Raw genomic sequence first — 19,314 nt, 5'->3', positions numbered from 1 at the left:
ATGTTTGGAAGATGTGTTTTGATTCATGTTATGGCTAATTTTCGGATTGATGTTATGCTGAAAAATCAATATAATCAATTACTCTTCCTACTAACATTTTTATCTCCAGTAATTATAAAACCAGCAAATGCACAGATCACCCCAGCCAATGATGGCACTAATACTCTAGTTAACACTACAGGTCAACAAATTAATATTACTGGTGGTACTCAATCTGAACAAAATTTATACCACAGTTTCCAGCAATTTGGTTTAAATCAAGGTCAAACTGCTAACTTTTTAAGTAATCCTAATATTATCAATATACTCGGTAGGGTGACAGGGGGTGATGCCTCTGTTATTAACGGTCTGATTCAAGTTACTGGTGGTAATTCTAACTTATTCCTCATGAATCCAGCTGGGATTATCTTCGGTAACAATGCTAGTTTAAATGTACCAGCATCATTTACAGCCACTACAGCTAATGCTATAGGTGTAGGCAATAATTGGTTTAACGCCACAGGACAGAATAATTATAATTTATTAACCGGCAATCCTAATAGTTTTGCTTTCTTAAACCAAAATTCTGGAGCAATATTAAATACAGGAAATTTAATTACCAATCAAGGAAGTATCACCTTATTAGGTGGTACAGTCATCAATACTGGTAACATATCTACCCCAAATGGTAATATTACCATTGCAGCCACACCCGGAGAAAAATTAGTCAGAATATCCCAAGAAGGCAGCTTATTAAGCTTAGGATTACCTATAGATCAAAGCGGATTAAATCAAGATACAAATACACCGTTATCATTACCTCAATTATTAACAGGGGGTAATTTGAATCATGTATCAGGAGTAACAGTAGAAAATGGCCAGTTAAAATTAACAAGTATTAATCAAGTAGTCCCCACAGAAACAGGCACAAGTATTATATCGGGAAATATTCAAGCTAATAATAAAATTAATATATTAGGCGACAAAATAGGAATATTTAATGGAAATATTCGCACATTAGGAACTAATGGGGGCAATATATTTATTGGGGGAGATTATCAAGGTCAAGGCACACTACCCACAGCCCAATTTACCTATATTGATCCAAATAGTAATATTAAAGCCGAAGGAATTAATGGCGGCAATATCATAGTCTGGTCAGAACAAGCCACAAGAATATATGGTAATTTAAGTGTCAAAGGAAATAATCAAGGCGGATTTATAGAAACCAGTAGTAAGGGATATTTAGACATTACTACAGTGCCAGATATTTCAGGACAAATTGGGGGAACTTGGTTAATAGATCCTACAGATATTAACATAGTAGCAGGAGGTGGAAATACCAACATTCCTGATACTAATCCCTTTACTGCCACAGGAGATAGTGCTTCTTTAGGAGTAGATTTAATCATCACAGCATTAAATAGTGGAAATGTTACAGTAGCAACAGGTTCAGGGGGAACACAAGCAGGAAATATTACCTTAGGTACAAATTTAAACTATAGCGGTGCTACATCAACATTAGAATTAACAGCTCATGGTAGAGTGAATATTAATGGCAATATTAATAGTTCAGCAAATCCATTAAATGTAATATTAACAGGCGATAGTCAAAATGCAGGGACTGAAGGGGGAGTATCAATATCAGGGAATATAACAACAAATGGGGGTAATTTAACCGCCACAGGAAATACATCAAATAATGCCCCAGGAATACTTGTAAACTCAGGAGTGAATATTAGTACAGGAAATGGCAGTATTAGCTTCACAGGGACATCAAGAGGTGATGGTTTAAATAGTGCCGCTTCTATTAATTTACAAGGTAGTATATCAACAGATAGTGGAAATATTACATTAACAGGCAATAGTACTAACACTTCTAGTGTACTCGAAGGAATTTGGTCAAATAGTGCGATCACCTCAAATAGTGGTAATATCACCTTAACGGGTATTGCAGCAGGTACTGGTAACAATGCCAGAGGCGTGAGCATAACATCCCCTGTAAGCACAAATAGTGGTAGTATTACCATCACGGGAAATAGTACAAATACTGGTGCTAGTGGAGCAGGAATTTTCAGTAATCAAGCCATCAATTCAAATAGTGGTAATATCACCTTAACGGGTATTGCAGCAGGTACTGGTAACAATGCCAGAGGCGTGAGCATAACATCTAATGTAAGCACAAATAGTGGTAGTATTACCATCACGGGAAATAGTACTACAACTACTCTTGGTAATGGAGCAGGAATTTTCAGTAATCAAGCCCTTATCAGTTCAAATACAGGTAATATCACCTTAACAGGTATTGCAGCAGGTAATATGAGCGGTGCTAGAGGTATTAGTTTACTAGCCAATACTGCAACAGTGATATCAACAGGTAGTGGAAATATTACATTAACAGGCAATAATACTAACACTAATGGTGTAGCCGACGGAATTTTGTCAAATCGTGCGATCACTTCTAATGCAGGTAATATCACATTAACAGGTACTTCAGCAGGTGCTGGTACCAATTCTAGGGGTATTACTTTACAATCCACTGCACCAATAACATCAAATAGTGGAAATATTACCCTCACAGGAAACAACACCAATTCTAGCGTTAATACACCAGCAATTGTCATATTTAGTAACATCGCCTCAGATAGCGGCAATATTAGTTTAATAGGTACTTCAGCAGGTAATGGTGGCAGTGCTAGAGGTATTCAGGTACAAGGTAATGTATCAACAAATAGTGGAAATATCACATTAACAGGAAATAACACTAATGCTAATGGTATAGCCGAAGGAATTAACATACTTAATGCTAATATTAGAGCCAACTCCACATCTGCCAATGCCAACGTTAATATATCTAGTAATGCCGGCAATATCGTACTAGGAAATATTCAAGATAGTGGCAATTTAACAGTAACATCGGCGGGAACAATTACTCAAAATACAGGTACAAGTATCACAGTTGCCAATAATGCTAACTTCACCACTACCTTAGCAAATACAGGCAACGTGACTGTTACTAATAACAATGCTAACGGCACAGTATTAGGTAATAGTACAATCGGGGGAACACTCACCTTAACAAGTGCTGGAAATGTCACTCAATTTACTGGGGAAAATTTACGGGTAGCAGGAAACGCCAGTATCACAGCTAATAGTTTTACTGCCACTGGAAATAATAATAGTTTATCCCGACTAACTACTAACAATGGAGATTTATTAATAGATAGAGTAGGAGTGGTAACATTAGGAAATGAAACTATTACAGGTAATCTAACAGTCAATAGTAAAGCAACGGGATTTGGATTTAATGGTACTTATGGTAATGATGCCATAGTATTAAATAACTCTAATATTGGTGGCACATTAAGACTAAATACAGCAAATACGGGCGCAAATATTACAGGAAGTGGCGATATTGATCAAGGATTAAATACCAATGTAACAGTAGCAGGGAATACTACATTAACGGGAGAAAATATTACCTTAAACAACAATACCAATGACTTTAATCAAGTTAGTGTATTAACAGGAAATAATGTCACTTTACAAGATGTAAATAATATCACATTAGGGAATAGTAATGTTAGTGGCAATTTAACAGTCAATGCTTTAACAGGAAATATAACTCTAAGTAACACGACAGCATTAAGAGATATTATCGCTAATAGTACAGCGACAACCACATTTAACACAGTTACCGCTGCAAGTTTACTGACTAATGCAGGTGGAACAACATCATTAAATGGCAATATTACAACCACAGGAAGTCAGACTTATAACGATAATGTCACCATTGCAAATAACCCCACATTAACAGGAAATGGAATTACCTTTAATGAACTTGTAGATGGTAATAGTAATTTAACCTTGGATGCAGGTGCAGGAAATCTCACCTTTGGTAACAATGTAACATTAGCAAATATTATTGCAAATAGTACAGGGATAACCGCATTTAACACAGTTACCGCTGCAAGTTTATTAACAAATGCAGGTGGAACAACATCATTAAATGGCAACATTACCACCACTGGAAGTCAGACTTATAACGATAATGTCACCATTGCCAATAACCCCACATTAACAGGAAATGGAATTACCTTTAATGAACTTGTAGACGGTAATAGTCATTTAACCCTGAATGCAGGTGCAGGAAATTTAACCTTTGAGAAAAATGTCGGTAGTACAACAGCGTTAAACACTTTAACAGCTAGTGGCAATAATATAAATATCAAAGGTAATGTCAACACTACCGCACTACAAACTTATAATAGTCCAGTAACTTTATTCAACAACAGCACCTTCACAGGCAATGGTATTATATTCAATAATACCCTGACTGGGACTGGGTTAGATTTTACAGCTAATGCAGGTGCAGGAAATCTCACCTTTGGTAACAATGTAACATTAGCAAATATTATTGCAAATAGTACAGGGATAACCGCATTTAACACAGTTACCGCTGCAAGTTTATTAACAAATGCAGGTGGAACAACATCATTAAATGGCAACATTACCACCACTGGAAGTCAGACTTATAACGATAATGTCACCATTGCCAATAACCCCACATTAACAGGAAATGGAATTACCTTTAATGAACTTGTAGACGGTAATAGTCATTTAACCTTGAATGCAGGTGCAGGCAATTTAACCTTTGAGAAAAATGTCGGTAGTACAACACCGTTAAACACTTTAACAGCTAGTGGCAATAATATAAATATCAAAGGTAATGTCAACACTACCGCACTACAAACTTATAATAGTCCAGTAACTTTATTCAACAACAGCACCTTCACAGGCAATGGTATTATATTCAATAATACCCTGACTGGGACTGGGTTAGATTTTACAGCTAATGCAGGTGCAGGAAATCTCACCTTTGGTAACAATGTAACATTAGCAAATATTATTGCAAATAGTACAGGGATAACCGCATTTAACACAGTTACCGCTGCAAGTTTATTAACAAATGCAGGTGGAACAACATCATTAAATGGCAACATTACCACCACTGGAAGTCAGACTTATAACGATAATGTCACCATTGCCAATAACCCCACATTAACAGGAAATGGAATTACCTTTAATGAACTTGTAGACGGTAATAGTCATTTAACCTTGAATGCAGGTGCAGGAAATTTAACCTTTGGTAATGCAGTAAATGTCAATAGCTTAACCACAAATGCTGCACATACAAATATTGCCAACAATATGACAACAGCAGGAAATCAAACATACAATGGAGATGTCAACCTCACAGGTAACAATAGTAATCAAGAATTAAAATCCAATAGTGGAAACATAGAATTTAATGGCAATGTAGCAGCAGGAAATAATAACGTCACATTAACAGCAGATGATATCAAATTACCAGAATTACCCACCACCACAACAGGAACAGGAAATTTAACCATTCAACCTGCAAACGCAAACAGAAATATCACTTTAGGTAATGAAATTGCGGGAACATTAAATTTAACAAGTGCAGAAATAGCAGGTTTAGCAGATGGATTTAGTTCTATTACTATTGGACGTAATGACGGAAGTGGTAATATTGCTATTAATAACCCTGTAGAATTTAAAGACCCCACAACCATCAAATCACCTAATGGGAATATTGAAATTAACAGTCAAATTACAGGTATATCTAATGCGTCAATTACATTAGAAGCAACCACAACTAATCTCAATGCGAATATCACTACAAATAATCAGAATATCTCTATACCCAACAATGTAATCTTGGGAAATGATATTAACCTCAATACAGGTGCGAGTATAGGTGATATTTTATTGGGTGGTACTGTTAATGGAAATCATAACTTAACCCTGAACGCAGGTGCAGGAAATATCACATTTGGTAATGCAGTAAATGTCAATAGCTTAACCACAACTGCTGCAAATACGAATATTGCCAACAATATTACCACCACAGGAACTCAACAATTTACAGGTGCTGTCAACCTCACAGGGAATAATGCTAAAACCTTCAATTCTACCAACAATGATATTCTTTTTAGCAGCACACTTAATGGTTTAACCACAGATTTCACACTGAATGCAGGTACAGGAAATATCACATTTGGTAATGCAGTAAATGTCAATAGCTTAACCACAACTGCTGCAAATACCAATATTGCCAACAATATTATCACCACAGGAACTCAACAATTTACAGGTGCTGTCAACCTCACAGGGAATAATGCTAAAACCTTCAATTCTACCAACAATGATATTCTTTTTAGCAGCACAATTAATGGTTTAACCACAGATTTCACCCTGAACACAGGTACAGGAAATCTCACATTTGGTAATGCAGTAAATGTCAATAGCTTAACCACAAATGCTGCACATACAAATATTGCCAACAATATGACAACAGCAGGAAATCAAACATACAATGGAGATGTCAACCTCACAGGTAACAATAGTAATCAAGAATTAAAATCCAATAGTGGAAACATAGAATTTAATGGCAATGTAGCAGCAGGAAATAATAACGTCACATTAACAGCAGATGATATCAAATTACCAGAATTACCCACCACCACAACAGGAACAGGAAATTTAACCATTCAACCTGCAAACGCAAACAGAAATATCACTTTAGGTAATGAAATTGCGGGAACATTAAACTTAACAAGTGCAGAAATAGCAGGTTTAGCAGATGGATTTAGTTCTATTACTATTGGACGTAATGACGGAAGTGGTAATATTGCTATTAATAACCCTGTATCATTTAAAGACCCCACAACTATCAAAACACCTAATGGCACAGGTTCAATCTCTGCAACTGCTACAATTACAGGTTTAAATAATGCCTCAATTAATTTATTAGCTAATCAAAATATTAGCACTAGCAATATTACAACGCAAGGTCAAAATATCAATGTTACCAGTACCCTTGGGGGAATTTCAACCAATGACATTACAGGAAATTTAATTAATTTAGCAGCCAGTCAAAATATCACGACTGCTAATATTAATGGTGAAAATATCAATCTTAACAGTTCATCTGGTGGAATTAGTATCAACGATATCAGAGGTGGTTTAACTAACCTAACAGCCAATCAAAATATCAATACTGGAAAAATCGACACCACAAATGATAAAGTCAACCTGAAAAGTAATATAGGAGCAGTGACAACACAAAACATCACAACTCAAGGTGGAAATATTAATATTCAAGCAAAAAACAGAATTAAAACCGGATTCTTAGATACCAGTTCTAGCACTGGTAATGGTGGTAATGTCATGTTAGATCCTGATAATGATATTGAAGTTTTTGCTATCAATACCCAAGCATTAGGGAGTGGACTTGGTGGTAATGTTGATATTACAACCAGAAGATTTTTCCGGGCTACAGGCAGCTTTGACGCTCGCAATGGTGTTCGTTCTAGTATTTCTACAATAGGCGGCGATGGTAATGGTTCTGTCACTATCCGACATGGAGGTGATGGTAATACATTATTTATCATTGGTAATAGCAGCGAACTGGGTACAGCAGCAGCAATAACAGGAGGTGTTATCAACAATATCAGACCTGTAAGATCCTTTGAAGGCAATGTTACTCAAGGCAACATTCAAATAATTACCAATTCTAATAGTAGCATAACTATAGAACCAGTACCAGATATATCAGGTCTGCTATCAGTTAGCAGTAATCCAGCAGTGACAGTTGATACAGATGTTGCTACACTAGAGGAGCGATATACGGCAGAAATTGAGTCATATTCTGGCAGATCATTTATTAGAAAATCTCAAGCTGATATTCAAGCTGAACTGAAACAAATTGAAGCACAAACAGGGATTAAATCGGCTATTGTTTATGTGGGTTTTGCCCCTAGTGATGACACATCACAAGATAAAGATGTACTGTATTTAACCATATTCACCTCGGAAGGTAAAACTATTCGTAAACAAGTTTCTTATGCTACCAGAGCCAAGATTAAGGAAGTAGCAGATGAACTGTACAATGGAGTTGATGAATATGAAGATGTCAATAGTACAAATTATTTAGAACCAGCACAGCAATTATATAAATGGCTAATTGCACCCTATGAAGCGGAATTACAAAAACAGGGTGTTAATAATTTGTCCTTTGTTTTGGATGCTGGTTTACGTTTTATTCCTATGGCTGCTCTCCATGATGGTCAACAGTTTTTGATTGAAAAATACAGTTTGGGAATCATACCCAGTGCCAGTGCCACCAAGATGAGTTATTCAAATATTAAAAACGCTCAAGTTTTGGCAATGGGAGCTAGTGAATTTGCCGAAGACCAAAACCAAAATAAGTTGGAAGCTGTTCCAGTAGAGCTTGATAATATCGCCAATCTATGGAATGGTAAATCTTTTCTCAATCAAAGCTTTACCCTGGAAAATCTCAAGACTCAACGTCAAAAGAATCCTGTTACTAACAAACCTTTTGAAATGATTCACCTAGCAACTCATGCAGAATTTGCTCGTGGTGATGCTAGTGCTTCTTACATTCAGTTGTATAATGGTAAACTGCCATTTGATCAAGTCAGTGAGTTGGGATGGGATGAACCACCAGTGGAATTACTAGTTTTAAGTGCTTGTAAATCAGCTTTTGGAGATGAGAATGCTGAATTAGGTTTTGCTGGGTTAGCGGTAAAAACAGGTGTAAAATCAGCACTTGCCAGTTTGTGGTTGGTTGAAGATAATGGAACTATGGTTTTGATGACTGAGTTTTATCGCCAATTAAAGACTTCACCAATTAAATCTGAAGCACTGCGACAAACACAATTAGCTATGATTCAAGGTAAAGTTAAAGTACAAGGAAATCAATTAATTAGTCTTAGGGGTAACATTGATATACCTCGGACAATTGCTACTAAGTTACAGAATGCTAATCTCTCCCATCCTTACTATTGGTCTGCTTTTACAATGATTGGTAGTCAGTGGTAACTGAAAATTATGGTAGGGACAATTCATGAATTGTTCCTACAACAGATGGATGATTTTTTTGATGGTTTAAGCCTCAATTTGAGTTATTGCATCTACCGGGGATACATTACCATAAATAACAGATAAAATCCCTGGTAAATATTCATCCATCATCATCACATTGGCGTAAACTAAACGTTTAATAAGTGCGCTGCTAATTCTATCACCTTCTACATCAATACTGGTTTTATAGCTTATTTCTCCATCGCTAAAATCTAACTCAAAATTACCGATCATCATGCCAGAATTAGCCCTAGTGATAAACTCGGCTACAGCTAGTCGTTTTTCTTCTGGTGCGTTAACTGGACAAATGGAGTAAAAGATAAATTGTTGTTGTTCGTCTCTGGCTCTAGCGTAACAATTCCATTTACCATTTTCACCCTGAAAACTTATTTGTAAAGCCGGTTGTCCTGAAAGTTGTACAAAAGGCCAATCATCAGCAGTGAAGAAATTGATCATTTCCTCAAAAATATTACTATTTGTAGATGATGTGCTAATTTCTTCTGGATTAATATTATTTAATTCTGTTAAAAATGTATTAATTCCTTCCATCATTTTGGTAGCAGTTTCTTGAGTTTTGGTTGATAAATTCGCTTCAGTCCAATCTTGAAAAAAGTTGATAATTCCTTCAGTAATATGTTCACCGGAAGTTGCTGTTTGAGTAAGGTTTTCTGGACTAATATAAGACCAAAGAGTTTGATAACCAATTTCTCCTAATTCCTGTTGCTGTTTGACAGATAAAGCTAACCAACTTTCGGTAGATAGGAGGATATTTTCTGGTTGTTCTTGGTTTAATTTCAGGATGTAATTTACAGTTTCTTCAATGTTATTAGCGTGTTCTGTTAATAGGGGCAATAAGTCGGGTTTAAGACTGGTTTCGATGGTGATGTCAGGTTCAGGGAGGAATTTTACAGAATCAGAATTACGGACTTCTGGTTTAAGATTAAATAATGCTTCCTTTTCTATGCGTTGGTAGAGTTGGGGGGTGAGTTGGAAGGTGAGACGACATTCTATGAGGTTGTTGTTTTGAGTGGTGAGAGATAGGGAAATTGCGTGCAGGGTGAGGGGGGTTTGGGAGGGGTTGTGTAGGGTTAGTTTGGTGTTTATTTGATGAGTTTCTGTATTTTTTTTCATAGGGTCTTTTTTTGATAGTTAATAATCATTAAGTTTACCCGAAGTAAGCATTTTTTTATATCAGAACTTACTCAAGCAAAACTGGCCATTGTAACTTATAACCCTTATACAGAAATCTGTTTAGCTTGTTTGTTACCCCCTCAGAGCGTTCACTTAGCTGAAAATAGCTGTAAATCAATGCCTTTCGTTCAAAATAGTCAAGATAGCTTCCAAAAATTTTTTATAGGTTAGTCCTATTCCATGAACGTAAATTTGAGATCCGAGTTTATCTGTCACAATTTCACTTAGATCATCCTCTGTAAGATTCTGTTTGAGCAAATGTTCTAACTCTTCAGTAGCTTTGATAACTGTTTCTTGAGGATTACTCTCCCTAAAGTCACGTACAACCACTTGAAATGATGGTTTTTCTCCCTGCCAATCATAAACAAATTTCCAATCTTGATGAAAATAAGCACTGAAAAAATACTTGAGTTTTGGATAAAGGTGTTCGTAGTGAGTCATATATACCTGTTAGCTATTTTTCTGGGAAAGACGTTAGGATATGCCAACCTTGAGAAGAATTATCACGAACCAACACTAACCGTGCTTTTTTTGTTGTCACTGCTGGTAAGGGATCTCCTTTCTTGCTGCGTGCTACTACTATACCAATTGATTGATCCATTTCAATTACTTTTACAAATCGACCTTCTCCACTGGTTAGCCAAGCTTCTATCTCTTTACGAAACTGCTTAACAAATTTTCCTTGAGTGAGATTAGCATAATTTTCATTGTAAAAAGAAGACGCACTTTCTATCTCTGGTTCGCTATTAAGTCTCTGCTTTAGCCAATTTTTTGACTTACTAATGTGACGCTCATCTGTATGACCTCCTAAATTTTCATGAGATTGAATATCACGCCGATCTTTTCTGGTGTGTTCTTTACCTTTATTTTTAGGATTAATTTCTGCCTCAATATGAGCAGTTGTTTTATCTTTAGTATCCTTATCAATGACCAGTTTACATGAAGTCATTCTATATTTAGCTTTAATTTGAGGTAGCAGCTTTTTAATATCTTTAAATGACAGGTTTTCATTTTGCATTAACTGTTCAGCCTCTGCTAAAGCTAAATCAAGATCATTTTTCTTCTCTTCATAAGTTCGTTGATCAGTTTTGCTATTTTTAGCTTTCTGATCCTGACTATCTTTATCTTTCTCTTTAACCTTACCAAACCCCAACTTATTACCAAAGGCTTCTTTCTTCTTACCAACCACATCTTTAGTTTGATCCCATGTCTTCCCAACACTCTTACCAAACTTACTATTTTTAATTTTCTCTCCTGCTTTTCCTCTTAATTCTGCGGCTTTATCCTGGACTTTTTCTAACTGTTTACCAGGCCATTCTTGGACTTTTTCAAGTCTATTATTGAAAGCCTGACGCTTTTTCTCTAAAGCATCTAATTTCTTACCTAACCCATCATTAGCTCTGGTTAATGCTTTACCAGCTTTAGTATTTGCGAACTGAGCTTTCCGTTTTTCTGTAGCATCTAACAGGGCTTGTTTCTTATCATCAAACCATTTTTCTCCAGCAGCTTTCTTATCTTCCACCCACTGCTTACCAGCTTTATATTTCTCCACTGCTGCATCCTTAGCAGCATTAAATTTCTTACCTACCTTACTATTATTGAACTTATTACTAACTTTTCCAAACGCCTTCTTACCTTTATCAATTACCCAATCAACTGCTTTTTCCATTGGTTTCCGCAGTTTTTGGATAATACCTTGAATTTTTTGACTAATACCACCCAATCCCAAAAGACTCGCTAGGAAACTAATCACAACTGGTAAAGATTTAGCCAGGGCATTTTCCACACCTTTGATTGCTTGATCAATTGAACCACTGGCGATCGCCACTATTGAATCTAAGATAGCATGAATTAAATCTGCTATTCTTTGAGCATTGTCAATAAAGAACTTAACAATGTTATAAATTCCTTGACAAGCCTTAATAAATGCGGAAGCTGGAGTTAATAAACTCAGTACCCATTCAATCCCCGCCGTAATTACTTTTTCAATAACAAAATTCTTGATTGGTTCAATTACCAAACTATTTAAATCACCAATTTTCTCTTGTACAAACTGCCAAATTCCTCCTACTCCTTCAGTAGCTAATATCTTAAATACCTCAACAGTTTGTTCCATCCGGCCAACTTTTTCTTCACCCAATCGTTTCACAGCTTGAGCGCGAATTGCTTCATAAGTAAAGCCCAAAAGCTGCATGACTAGGTTAAAAATACCCTTTAAATCAAATTTTTCTGGTAATTCAATTCCAGCTTCTGCCATTGTGCCAGTCAACCAAGAAATTAAACCATTTTGTAAGTGTGTGCCGATATTCTTCATAAAGTTGAGGAAACCTTGTTTCACAGCACTCACCAAATTACTCAAGAACCCAATCGGATCTTTAATAATTTCCCCAACTACACTCGCCGCCCTTGCTAATACCTCGATTAGCATTTTGGTCAATTCAATAATTGTTTTTACCACACCCACAACAGCATCTAAGGCTTTTTGAATCAAACCTTTATTCGCCGCTTTCATCTCATCAATTCGAGCATCAACAGCTTGCAGATTTTCCTGATATTTCTGAGCTAAAGTATCAATTAACTCATTTTGTTTATTCTCAACACTTTGCTCTAATTCCGCAAATTTACTTTCAATAGCTGCTGCTGCTTCCTGTCCCACACTTTGCAAATCTTGGGGCAATTTTTTAATGTAATTTTGAATTTCCTGTTTACCTTTGGAAATTTCAGCTTTAGCTTGGGTCAATCCTTGACTAATAATAGTTACTACTTTATTAATCGCCCCATCCATTTCTTTAATGTAAAGTTCCCGCCCTTCTGTATAAAAGACATTCACCTCAGAAGGTAAACCAACAAATTGATCCTTGATCCACTTTGTCCAACCAAACGCACCACCATAGCGATCGCTCTTATAATCGTCCATGCGTTTGCCAACGTAATCCTCAAAGGCTTTTTTCGCCTTAGCCGCACCATTATCAAACGCTTCGATAACTTTCCCGTCTAAATCATTGAGGATTTTTTCAACTTTGGTTTTAGTCCCCTCATAAATCTTATTAATATCACCAGCAACTTTTGCCCGTGCTTGTTCATCTTTGCCTTTAGTTCCTACCTGTTGTTCTCCTACCTGTCCCAAGTTTTGATTCCGAATACCGTGCATTCCTTGAAGATGCTGTTGTGCGGTAGCTTCAGCCGTCGCCTTAGCATTGGCAATGATTCCTTGTTCTTCTTGACGATATTTAGCAGGTCCTTGTACAGCATCGGTTTGAGCTTCTTTTTTGCTGGACAGTGCTGCTTGAAACTCCGGCTGATTAGATTTTGCTAACTGCTCCTCAGTAATATTGGCATTAGCCATTTGTTGGTCAAGATTTTGACTTTCTTGTTGTAGAGGTGCTTCAATTTCACCTTGACCTTTAGATTTAGGTGCGGCTTTATCTGCACCAATGTTTGCTGGTGGTGTTCCTGGATTATTTGCGGTTAGAGGCGTTACTTGTTTGGTTTCAATACCGCTTGTATCTGGTTTTTCCTTGGTTTTCTCCTCTAAATCACCTTGTGATTCTTTCTTTTCTTCTTTAACCTTGCCACTTAAATCACCTTTAACAGAATCCAATTTATTGCCATTCTTAAACTCATCCGCTTCTTTAAGATTTTTAGGAGCCATATCCGCAATGCGCTCCATCAGTTTAACTTTCAAAGCCCCAGCATCAAATCCTGAAGTTTCAGCTTGTCCCATCTCACCCACTTGGTTAGCTTGCGCTTTGCTCTCTACTTCATTTCCAGGGGGTTCAGCCGCATCTTGCGCTTCCTGGGCTTCAGTATTAGCTGGTGGGTGTTCTTTTTGCTTAACACCTACTTGTTTTGTAGTATTAATTACTGCTTGAAATTCTGGATCAGCTTCCGGGGAAGCAGGGGCTTTTTCACCATTACCCGTTACTGATCCTGTTGCTTTAGTCGTTATATTATTTACATTTTTGCTTGGTAATTGTACGTTATCTTGTCTTGTTATTTCCTCCGGTAATCTACCTTGAGGTTGATCTTGAGCCTGGGAACTGGTTTTTAGCGAATTAGCGTTATTATCTTTTAAATCTGGCTGTTTTTCCTGATTTAATGCTGTATTTTTGGTAGATTCTACTTTCTTATCATCTTCATTTTTTGGCGGTGGTTCTGCTATTCCATTCTCTCCCGCTGCTGGTGGGGTGGATGCTGTTTGCTGGTTTTCTGTTGTTGCTTGATTTTGTTGTTCGCTGTTTTCAGAATTTTCTACTTCATCCTTTTGATTTTGGTTATCCCCTTCCAGTTGGGTACTTGGTTGGGGACTTTCCCCCAGTGGGAGAGTTTGCCCATTATCAGTAGATTTTCTGTATAGTTTGTTTGATTTTAATTCTAAATTGACAGATTTTCTCTGTACAGAATTGCCATTTTGTTGAATCACATGAGTTAATTCATGTGCCAATAATTCCTTACCTGTACTACTTCCAGGAGAATATTCACCCTGACGGAAGAAAATATCCTGTCCTGTAGTAAAGGCGCGAGCTTGTATAGATTTATTTAATTTATCAGAATTACCATCAGTGTGAACACGTACACTTCCGAAATCAGCACCAAACGCTTGTTCCATTGGTTGCTTGATATCATCAGCTAGAGGTTGTCCACCACCACGGGACTGTTTAATTGATGTTTCTAAATCTGAAGTTGCAGCTATTCCACCCGTACCTGGAAGACGCTGCACCATTGACTTCATCTGTACTGGTTCTTCCTCTTGTGCTTCCTCTTCCTCTGGCATTTGTTGACGTTGCAACCAGGAAAGATGGTAATTATACACAGATTTCATCTGTAATTCTTCTTCCTCTGGCATTTGTTGACGTTGCACTAAAGGCGTAACAAAATTAACCAGAGGTTTCATTTGTAAATTTGTATCTTCTTTTTCTGTATCTTCTTTTTCCTCTGATATTTCCTGACGTTGGATAGAATGACGGTTGACTGGTTGCGCCATTCTTCGCATTACCTGTTGTGCAATACTATCCGCTTGCTGTTCGTAAAAATCTCCGGGTTGACTGATGGAAAGTTTTGCTTGGGGAAGCAGTGATATTTTACTGATATCGTGGGTGAGAGGTTCGTTAACAGTTTCCACAGTTTCCACCTCTGGAGTTGCTTGAGGCGCAATGTTTGATGACTCCAAACCAAAGCCGCGTGTTGGCTGTTTTAGTGTCAGTATGGAGACAGAAGTGGTAGCTTTTTTGCCCTGGCTTACCTGTTCTCTCATGTTGCGCTCCTCATGCCCAAGCCGTGATGTGGATCAATATTTTGCCAGTACAAATATCTAGAATATAGCGATCGCACTCTGTAAGTAATTAGCCTAAAGTCTAAATTATATTTTGAGGCGATCGCGTCTTGCGGAAATTGTTAGTGCCAATTATCATGCTGTAGGGGCGCAAGTTAGCTGTTATTATTGCTTTCTATTTTGATTGTTTAGGTAATATTCTAGCGGTTTGTGAACTAAATATTTTCCTAACAAGTAAATAGGGGTCTGACCTTGAGATTTGATTACATGGGGATTTTCTTTAATTAAAGTAGTTAGTACACCATTTTTATTTTCTATTAAGCTCTGATGGAGTACATCGTGATGCTCTTTTGTTAATTTTTGCCCTTCTATATACATGGCAAAATTCATCGCTTTAAAAACTCCCGTAGCGAACCAATTAGATCCGAACATATTCCTCATTAATTCTTTTCCTAATGCCGGTCTCAATGAGCCTCCGCTAGGTTCTTGGTCTTTTTTTTCTCCATTCCTTTGAATTTGATGCGTAAACAATGATTGGCTTTGTAGAGTATTGAGCGTTCTATTCTGCTGTACAACATGGGTTAACTCATGTGCTAACAACTCCTGTCCGCCCCGACTCCCAGGATTATATTCCCCCTGTCTAAAGAAAATATCCTGTCCCGTGGTAAAAGCACGCGCTTGTATTGACCTATTCAACCCGTCAGAGTGACTATCTGTGTGAACCTTCACCCCTCCAAAATCAGCACCAAACGCCTGTTCCATCGGTTCTCTGATATTATCCCCTAGTGGTTGTCCTCCTCCCCTGGCTTGATTGATGGAGGTTTCTAAATCTGCTGTAGCTGTCATCCCACCATTAGCTTGACGCTGCACCATCGACTTCATTTGCAGTTCTTCCTCTTCCTCTGGTGCTTCTTGACGTTGCAAAGTGCTAATCTCCAGAGGTTTCATTTGCAGTTCTTCTTCTTCCTCTGGAACTTCCTGACGTTGCAAAGTGCTAATATCCAGAGGTTTCATTTGCAGTTCTTCTTCCTCTGGAACTTCCTGACGTTGCAAAGTGCTAATATCCAGAGGTTTCATTTGCAGTTCTTCCTCTTCCTCTGGAATTTCTTGACGTTGAATAGATTGACGATTTCCAGACAGCGCCATTCTTTGCATCACTTGTCGCGCTACACTATCCGCTTCCTGTTCGTAAGTATCTCCTGGTTGACTAATTGAGAGTTTTGCTTGGGGACGGAGTGATATTTTACTGATATCGTGAGTGAGAGGCTTATTCAGGGGTTGCACCCGTGTCATGGCTGGAGGTAAAGCGTTCCATGACTCTAAACCAAAACCGCGTGTTGGTTGTTTGAGTGTTGATATGGAGACGGGAGAAGCAGCTTTTTTAGCTTGGAATATGCGTTCCCTCATGATAATGCTCCTAATGTCCCAGCAGTAGATGAATAAATATTTTTCAGATTTTGCCAGTTTAAACAACCATTATAGGGCGATCGCTCTCACAAAACAATACAACATCAGTCCAATAAGAGTAAAAATTAAGTTCGACTTTTGGCTAATTTTGATTCTCATCCAGTACCTTTAGCCTGGATTTTAGAACTAACTTTGAGTTTTAGTTATGGACTCAACCAACAAGCCACAAAAGCCAAAAAATTTTACTCCCAATAGTGATATTGGCGGTACTGCTGGATATGCGGGTTCTGGTTCTGCATCCGATGTAACAGAAATCGCTAAATTAGCTGATAAGTATCTTCAGGACTCGCTACTATTAAACAAACTCACAGAACAAGTATATCAACTTTTACTAGAAGATGTGCGTATCCAACGAGAAAGAGTTAATGGTTATGGTAATCAAAGGTGGTAAAAATGGCAGGAAATAATCAAAATGGTAATGTCACTCACGAATTAAATTATGTCACCACCAACCGATTTTATGTAGAAATAGATAAATCTATTGCTGCATCTTTTAGTGAATGTTCTGGTTTAGGAATGCAAATTAAGAAAAATGTATTTCGTGAAGGTGGAGTTAATGATCAACAGAGAATATATTTAGGTCAAGCAGAATTTTCAGATGTAACTCTCAAAAGAGGAATTACAGATAATCAAGGTTTTTGGAAATGGATTAGCGCAGTATTTACTGAAACATCAACTCGCCGTAATGTGAATATTTTAGTTTTCAATCAAGCCGGCGAAACTATGATGAGTTGGACTTTAATCGGTGCTGTTCCTATTGCTTGGAAAACACCAGCACTACAAGCAGATGGTAATGCAGTGGCAATTGAAGAATTAACTTTAGCTTATGAAGGATTAAAAGTAGGAAAAGACAAAGGAGGCGGTAATCCTACATCACGGATGAAATCTGGATTTTTTACATCAAATTAATTTGAATATTGTTCACTAAAGTTGTCAATCCTATGCAAATTATTCAATCATTATTAGAAACTCAAGTTAATACCCTTGGGCAAAAATCTTATCTAGGTTTTCATCATCAACACAGCAATTTTAAACACAACAATTTTATTCAGCCTCTAGTCACATCCAAACCATTATTTAAGCCATCTAAACTTTTCTTAAATCGTAAACGTCAACCATTCATAGATACACTAATTACAGAGAATCATTCAGATCATGATGATCTGGGTAGTCTAGATATGGATAGTGACTTTCCAGAAATGGAATCAGTAAATTATGATTTAATTACACCAGAAACAATTATACCAGAAAATAGTACAAATTCCATCACAGATACAAATACTAAATTTAATTTAGGTAATATTTCCCATCTTTTACAAACTCAAATTGCCAACAGTAATTTAAGTGATTTAAGTAATGACATATTACCAGAAATACCTATTCAACCTCAAACTAAAACAACCCGGAAAACCCAAAAGCAGAAATCACCGAAAAAAACATCTTCTGCAAAAACTCAAACCAAAAAAACTCAACCTAAAAAAACTACTAAATCATCTACAACCAAGAAAGTTAAACAGGTGAAAGTTACAAAGGTGATAGATGAAAGTACAAATCATCCTCCTACTGCTGAAGAAAATTTAAATTCATTGATTACAGATAATCCTCAATCTGAAATATTGAACTTGTTTAAGTCAACTGATAACTTCACTGATAGTTCTCCATTTATACAGCAACCAACAACTTCAGAAAATTTAATAAATTCAGAAAATTTAGGAAATTTGGATAATAATATCATAGATGGTAATGTATCCAATATCAACTCTAACAATTTGGATAATAACTCTATATTATCAGAACAAATTACTGATGATGAACTACAAGTCATTACAGATTTATCATCTAATTTAATAACTGGTTTCAATGAATCTGATATTATAGAAATTGGGGAAATATCTATACAAGCTAGAGAACAAGATCGAGAAACTGATGGTATTAATAATACCATTAATAGTATTAACAGTGCTTCCTCAGAATTTTCTATTTTGGAAAATCAAACATCTAATATTAAAGAAGAAATTAATATATTTAATAACAATAATAACTTTACCACTCATCAACCGACAATAGTTAGTAAAACACCGGAAGACGTTGATATTTTAGATATTAATGTCAATGAAAATTCAATCCAAAGAGAAGTAGAAGATGAAAATGTTAATACTTCAGAAGCAATATCTTCATTACCAGATATTCAATTAAATTCTTCTGAAGCAAATAATCAAATTACCTCAGAAAATCAAACATCGGAAATTACAGAATTCATCACAGAAGAGAACACAGAAATTACTCCTGTTACTCCCAAAACCATATCACCAGATATTCAATTAAATTCTTCTGAAGCAAATAATCAAATTACCTCAGAAAATCAAACATCGAAAATTACAGAATTCATCACAGAAGAGAACACAGAAATTACTCCTGTTACTCCCAAAACCATA

8 protein-coding genes are annotated in these 19,314 nt (G+C 36.6%); 4 read left to right on the top strand and 4 right to left on the bottom strand.

Annotation, left to right across the window (positions count from 1 at the left end; translation table 11 throughout):
* Nucleotides 1-30 precede the first annotated feature (30 nt).
* Nucleotides 31-8,907, top strand: a complete 8,877-nt coding sequence (locus H5968_RS17160; RefSeq protein WP_187040923.1) for a CHAT domain-containing protein — start codon at nucleotides 31-33, stop codon at nucleotides 8,905-8,907.
* Between the two features lie 66 nt (nucleotides 8,908-8,973).
* Here the strand turns inward: H5968_RS17160 and H5968_RS17155 are convergent, their stop codons facing one another.
* The 4 genes from H5968_RS17155 to H5968_RS17140 all read right to left on the bottom strand — a co-directional run bounded on the left by H5968_RS17155 (nucleotide 8,974) and on the right by H5968_RS17140 (nucleotide 16,819).
* Nucleotides 8,974-10,080 (bottom strand): YbjN domain-containing protein, encoded by a 1,107-nt coding sequence (locus H5968_RS17155; protein WP_187040922.1) that lies wholly within the window; start codon nucleotides 10,078-10,080, stop codon nucleotides 8,974-8,976.
* Between the two features lie 174 nt (nucleotides 10,081-10,254).
* Nucleotides 10,255-10,581 carry a contact-dependent growth inhibition system immunity protein gene (locus H5968_RS17150; protein WP_187040921.1) on the bottom strand — a complete coding sequence of 109 codons (327 nt, stop codon included), beginning with the start codon at nucleotides 10,579-10,581 and terminating at the stop codon, nucleotides 10,255-10,257.
* Between the two features lie 13 nt (nucleotides 10,582-10,594).
* The gene (locus H5968_RS17145; RefSeq protein ID WP_187040920.1) at nucleotides 10,595-15,394 is read right to left on the bottom strand and encodes a DUF4157 domain-containing protein; all 4,800 of its coding nucleotides are present in this window, start codon (nucleotides 15,392-15,394) and stop codon (nucleotides 10,595-10,597) included.
* A gap of 183 nt (nucleotides 15,395-15,577) precedes the next feature.
* A complete protein-coding gene (locus tag H5968_RS17140; RefSeq protein ID WP_222620708.1) occupies nucleotides 15,578-16,819 on the bottom strand; it encodes a DUF4157 domain-containing protein in 1,242 nt (413 codons plus the stop codon).
* Nucleotides 16,820-17,024: 205 nt separating this feature from the next.
* On the opposite strand from H5968_RS17140, the gene H5968_RS17135 reads away from it, so the two are divergent.
* The 3 genes from H5968_RS17135 to H5968_RS17125 all read left to right on the top strand — a co-directional run.
* A complete protein-coding gene (locus H5968_RS17135; RefSeq protein WP_187040919.1) occupies nucleotides 17,025-17,270 on the top strand; it encodes a hypothetical protein in 246 nt (81 codons plus the stop codon).
* Between the two features lie 2 nt (nucleotides 17,271-17,272).
* Nucleotides 17,273-17,788, top strand: a complete 516-nt coding sequence (locus H5968_RS17130; RefSeq protein ID WP_137668211.1) for a phage tail protein — start codon at nucleotides 17,273-17,275, stop codon at nucleotides 17,786-17,788.
* A gap of 32 nt (nucleotides 17,789-17,820) precedes the next feature.
* On the top strand, nucleotides 17,821-19,314 hold a 1,494-nt coding region (locus H5968_RS17125; protein WP_187040918.1), incomplete at its 3' end, for a hypothetical protein.

It is taken from the genome of Sphaerospermopsis sp. LEGE 00249 (assembly GCF_014299995.1).
GTDB classification, from domain to species: Bacteria; Cyanobacteriota; Cyanobacteriia; order Cyanobacteriales; family Nostocaceae; genus Sphaerospermopsis; species Sphaerospermopsis kisseleviana.
The sequence above is the reverse complement of the archived record's forward strand: the minus strand, read 5'-3'. Positions and strand labels throughout refer to the sequence as shown.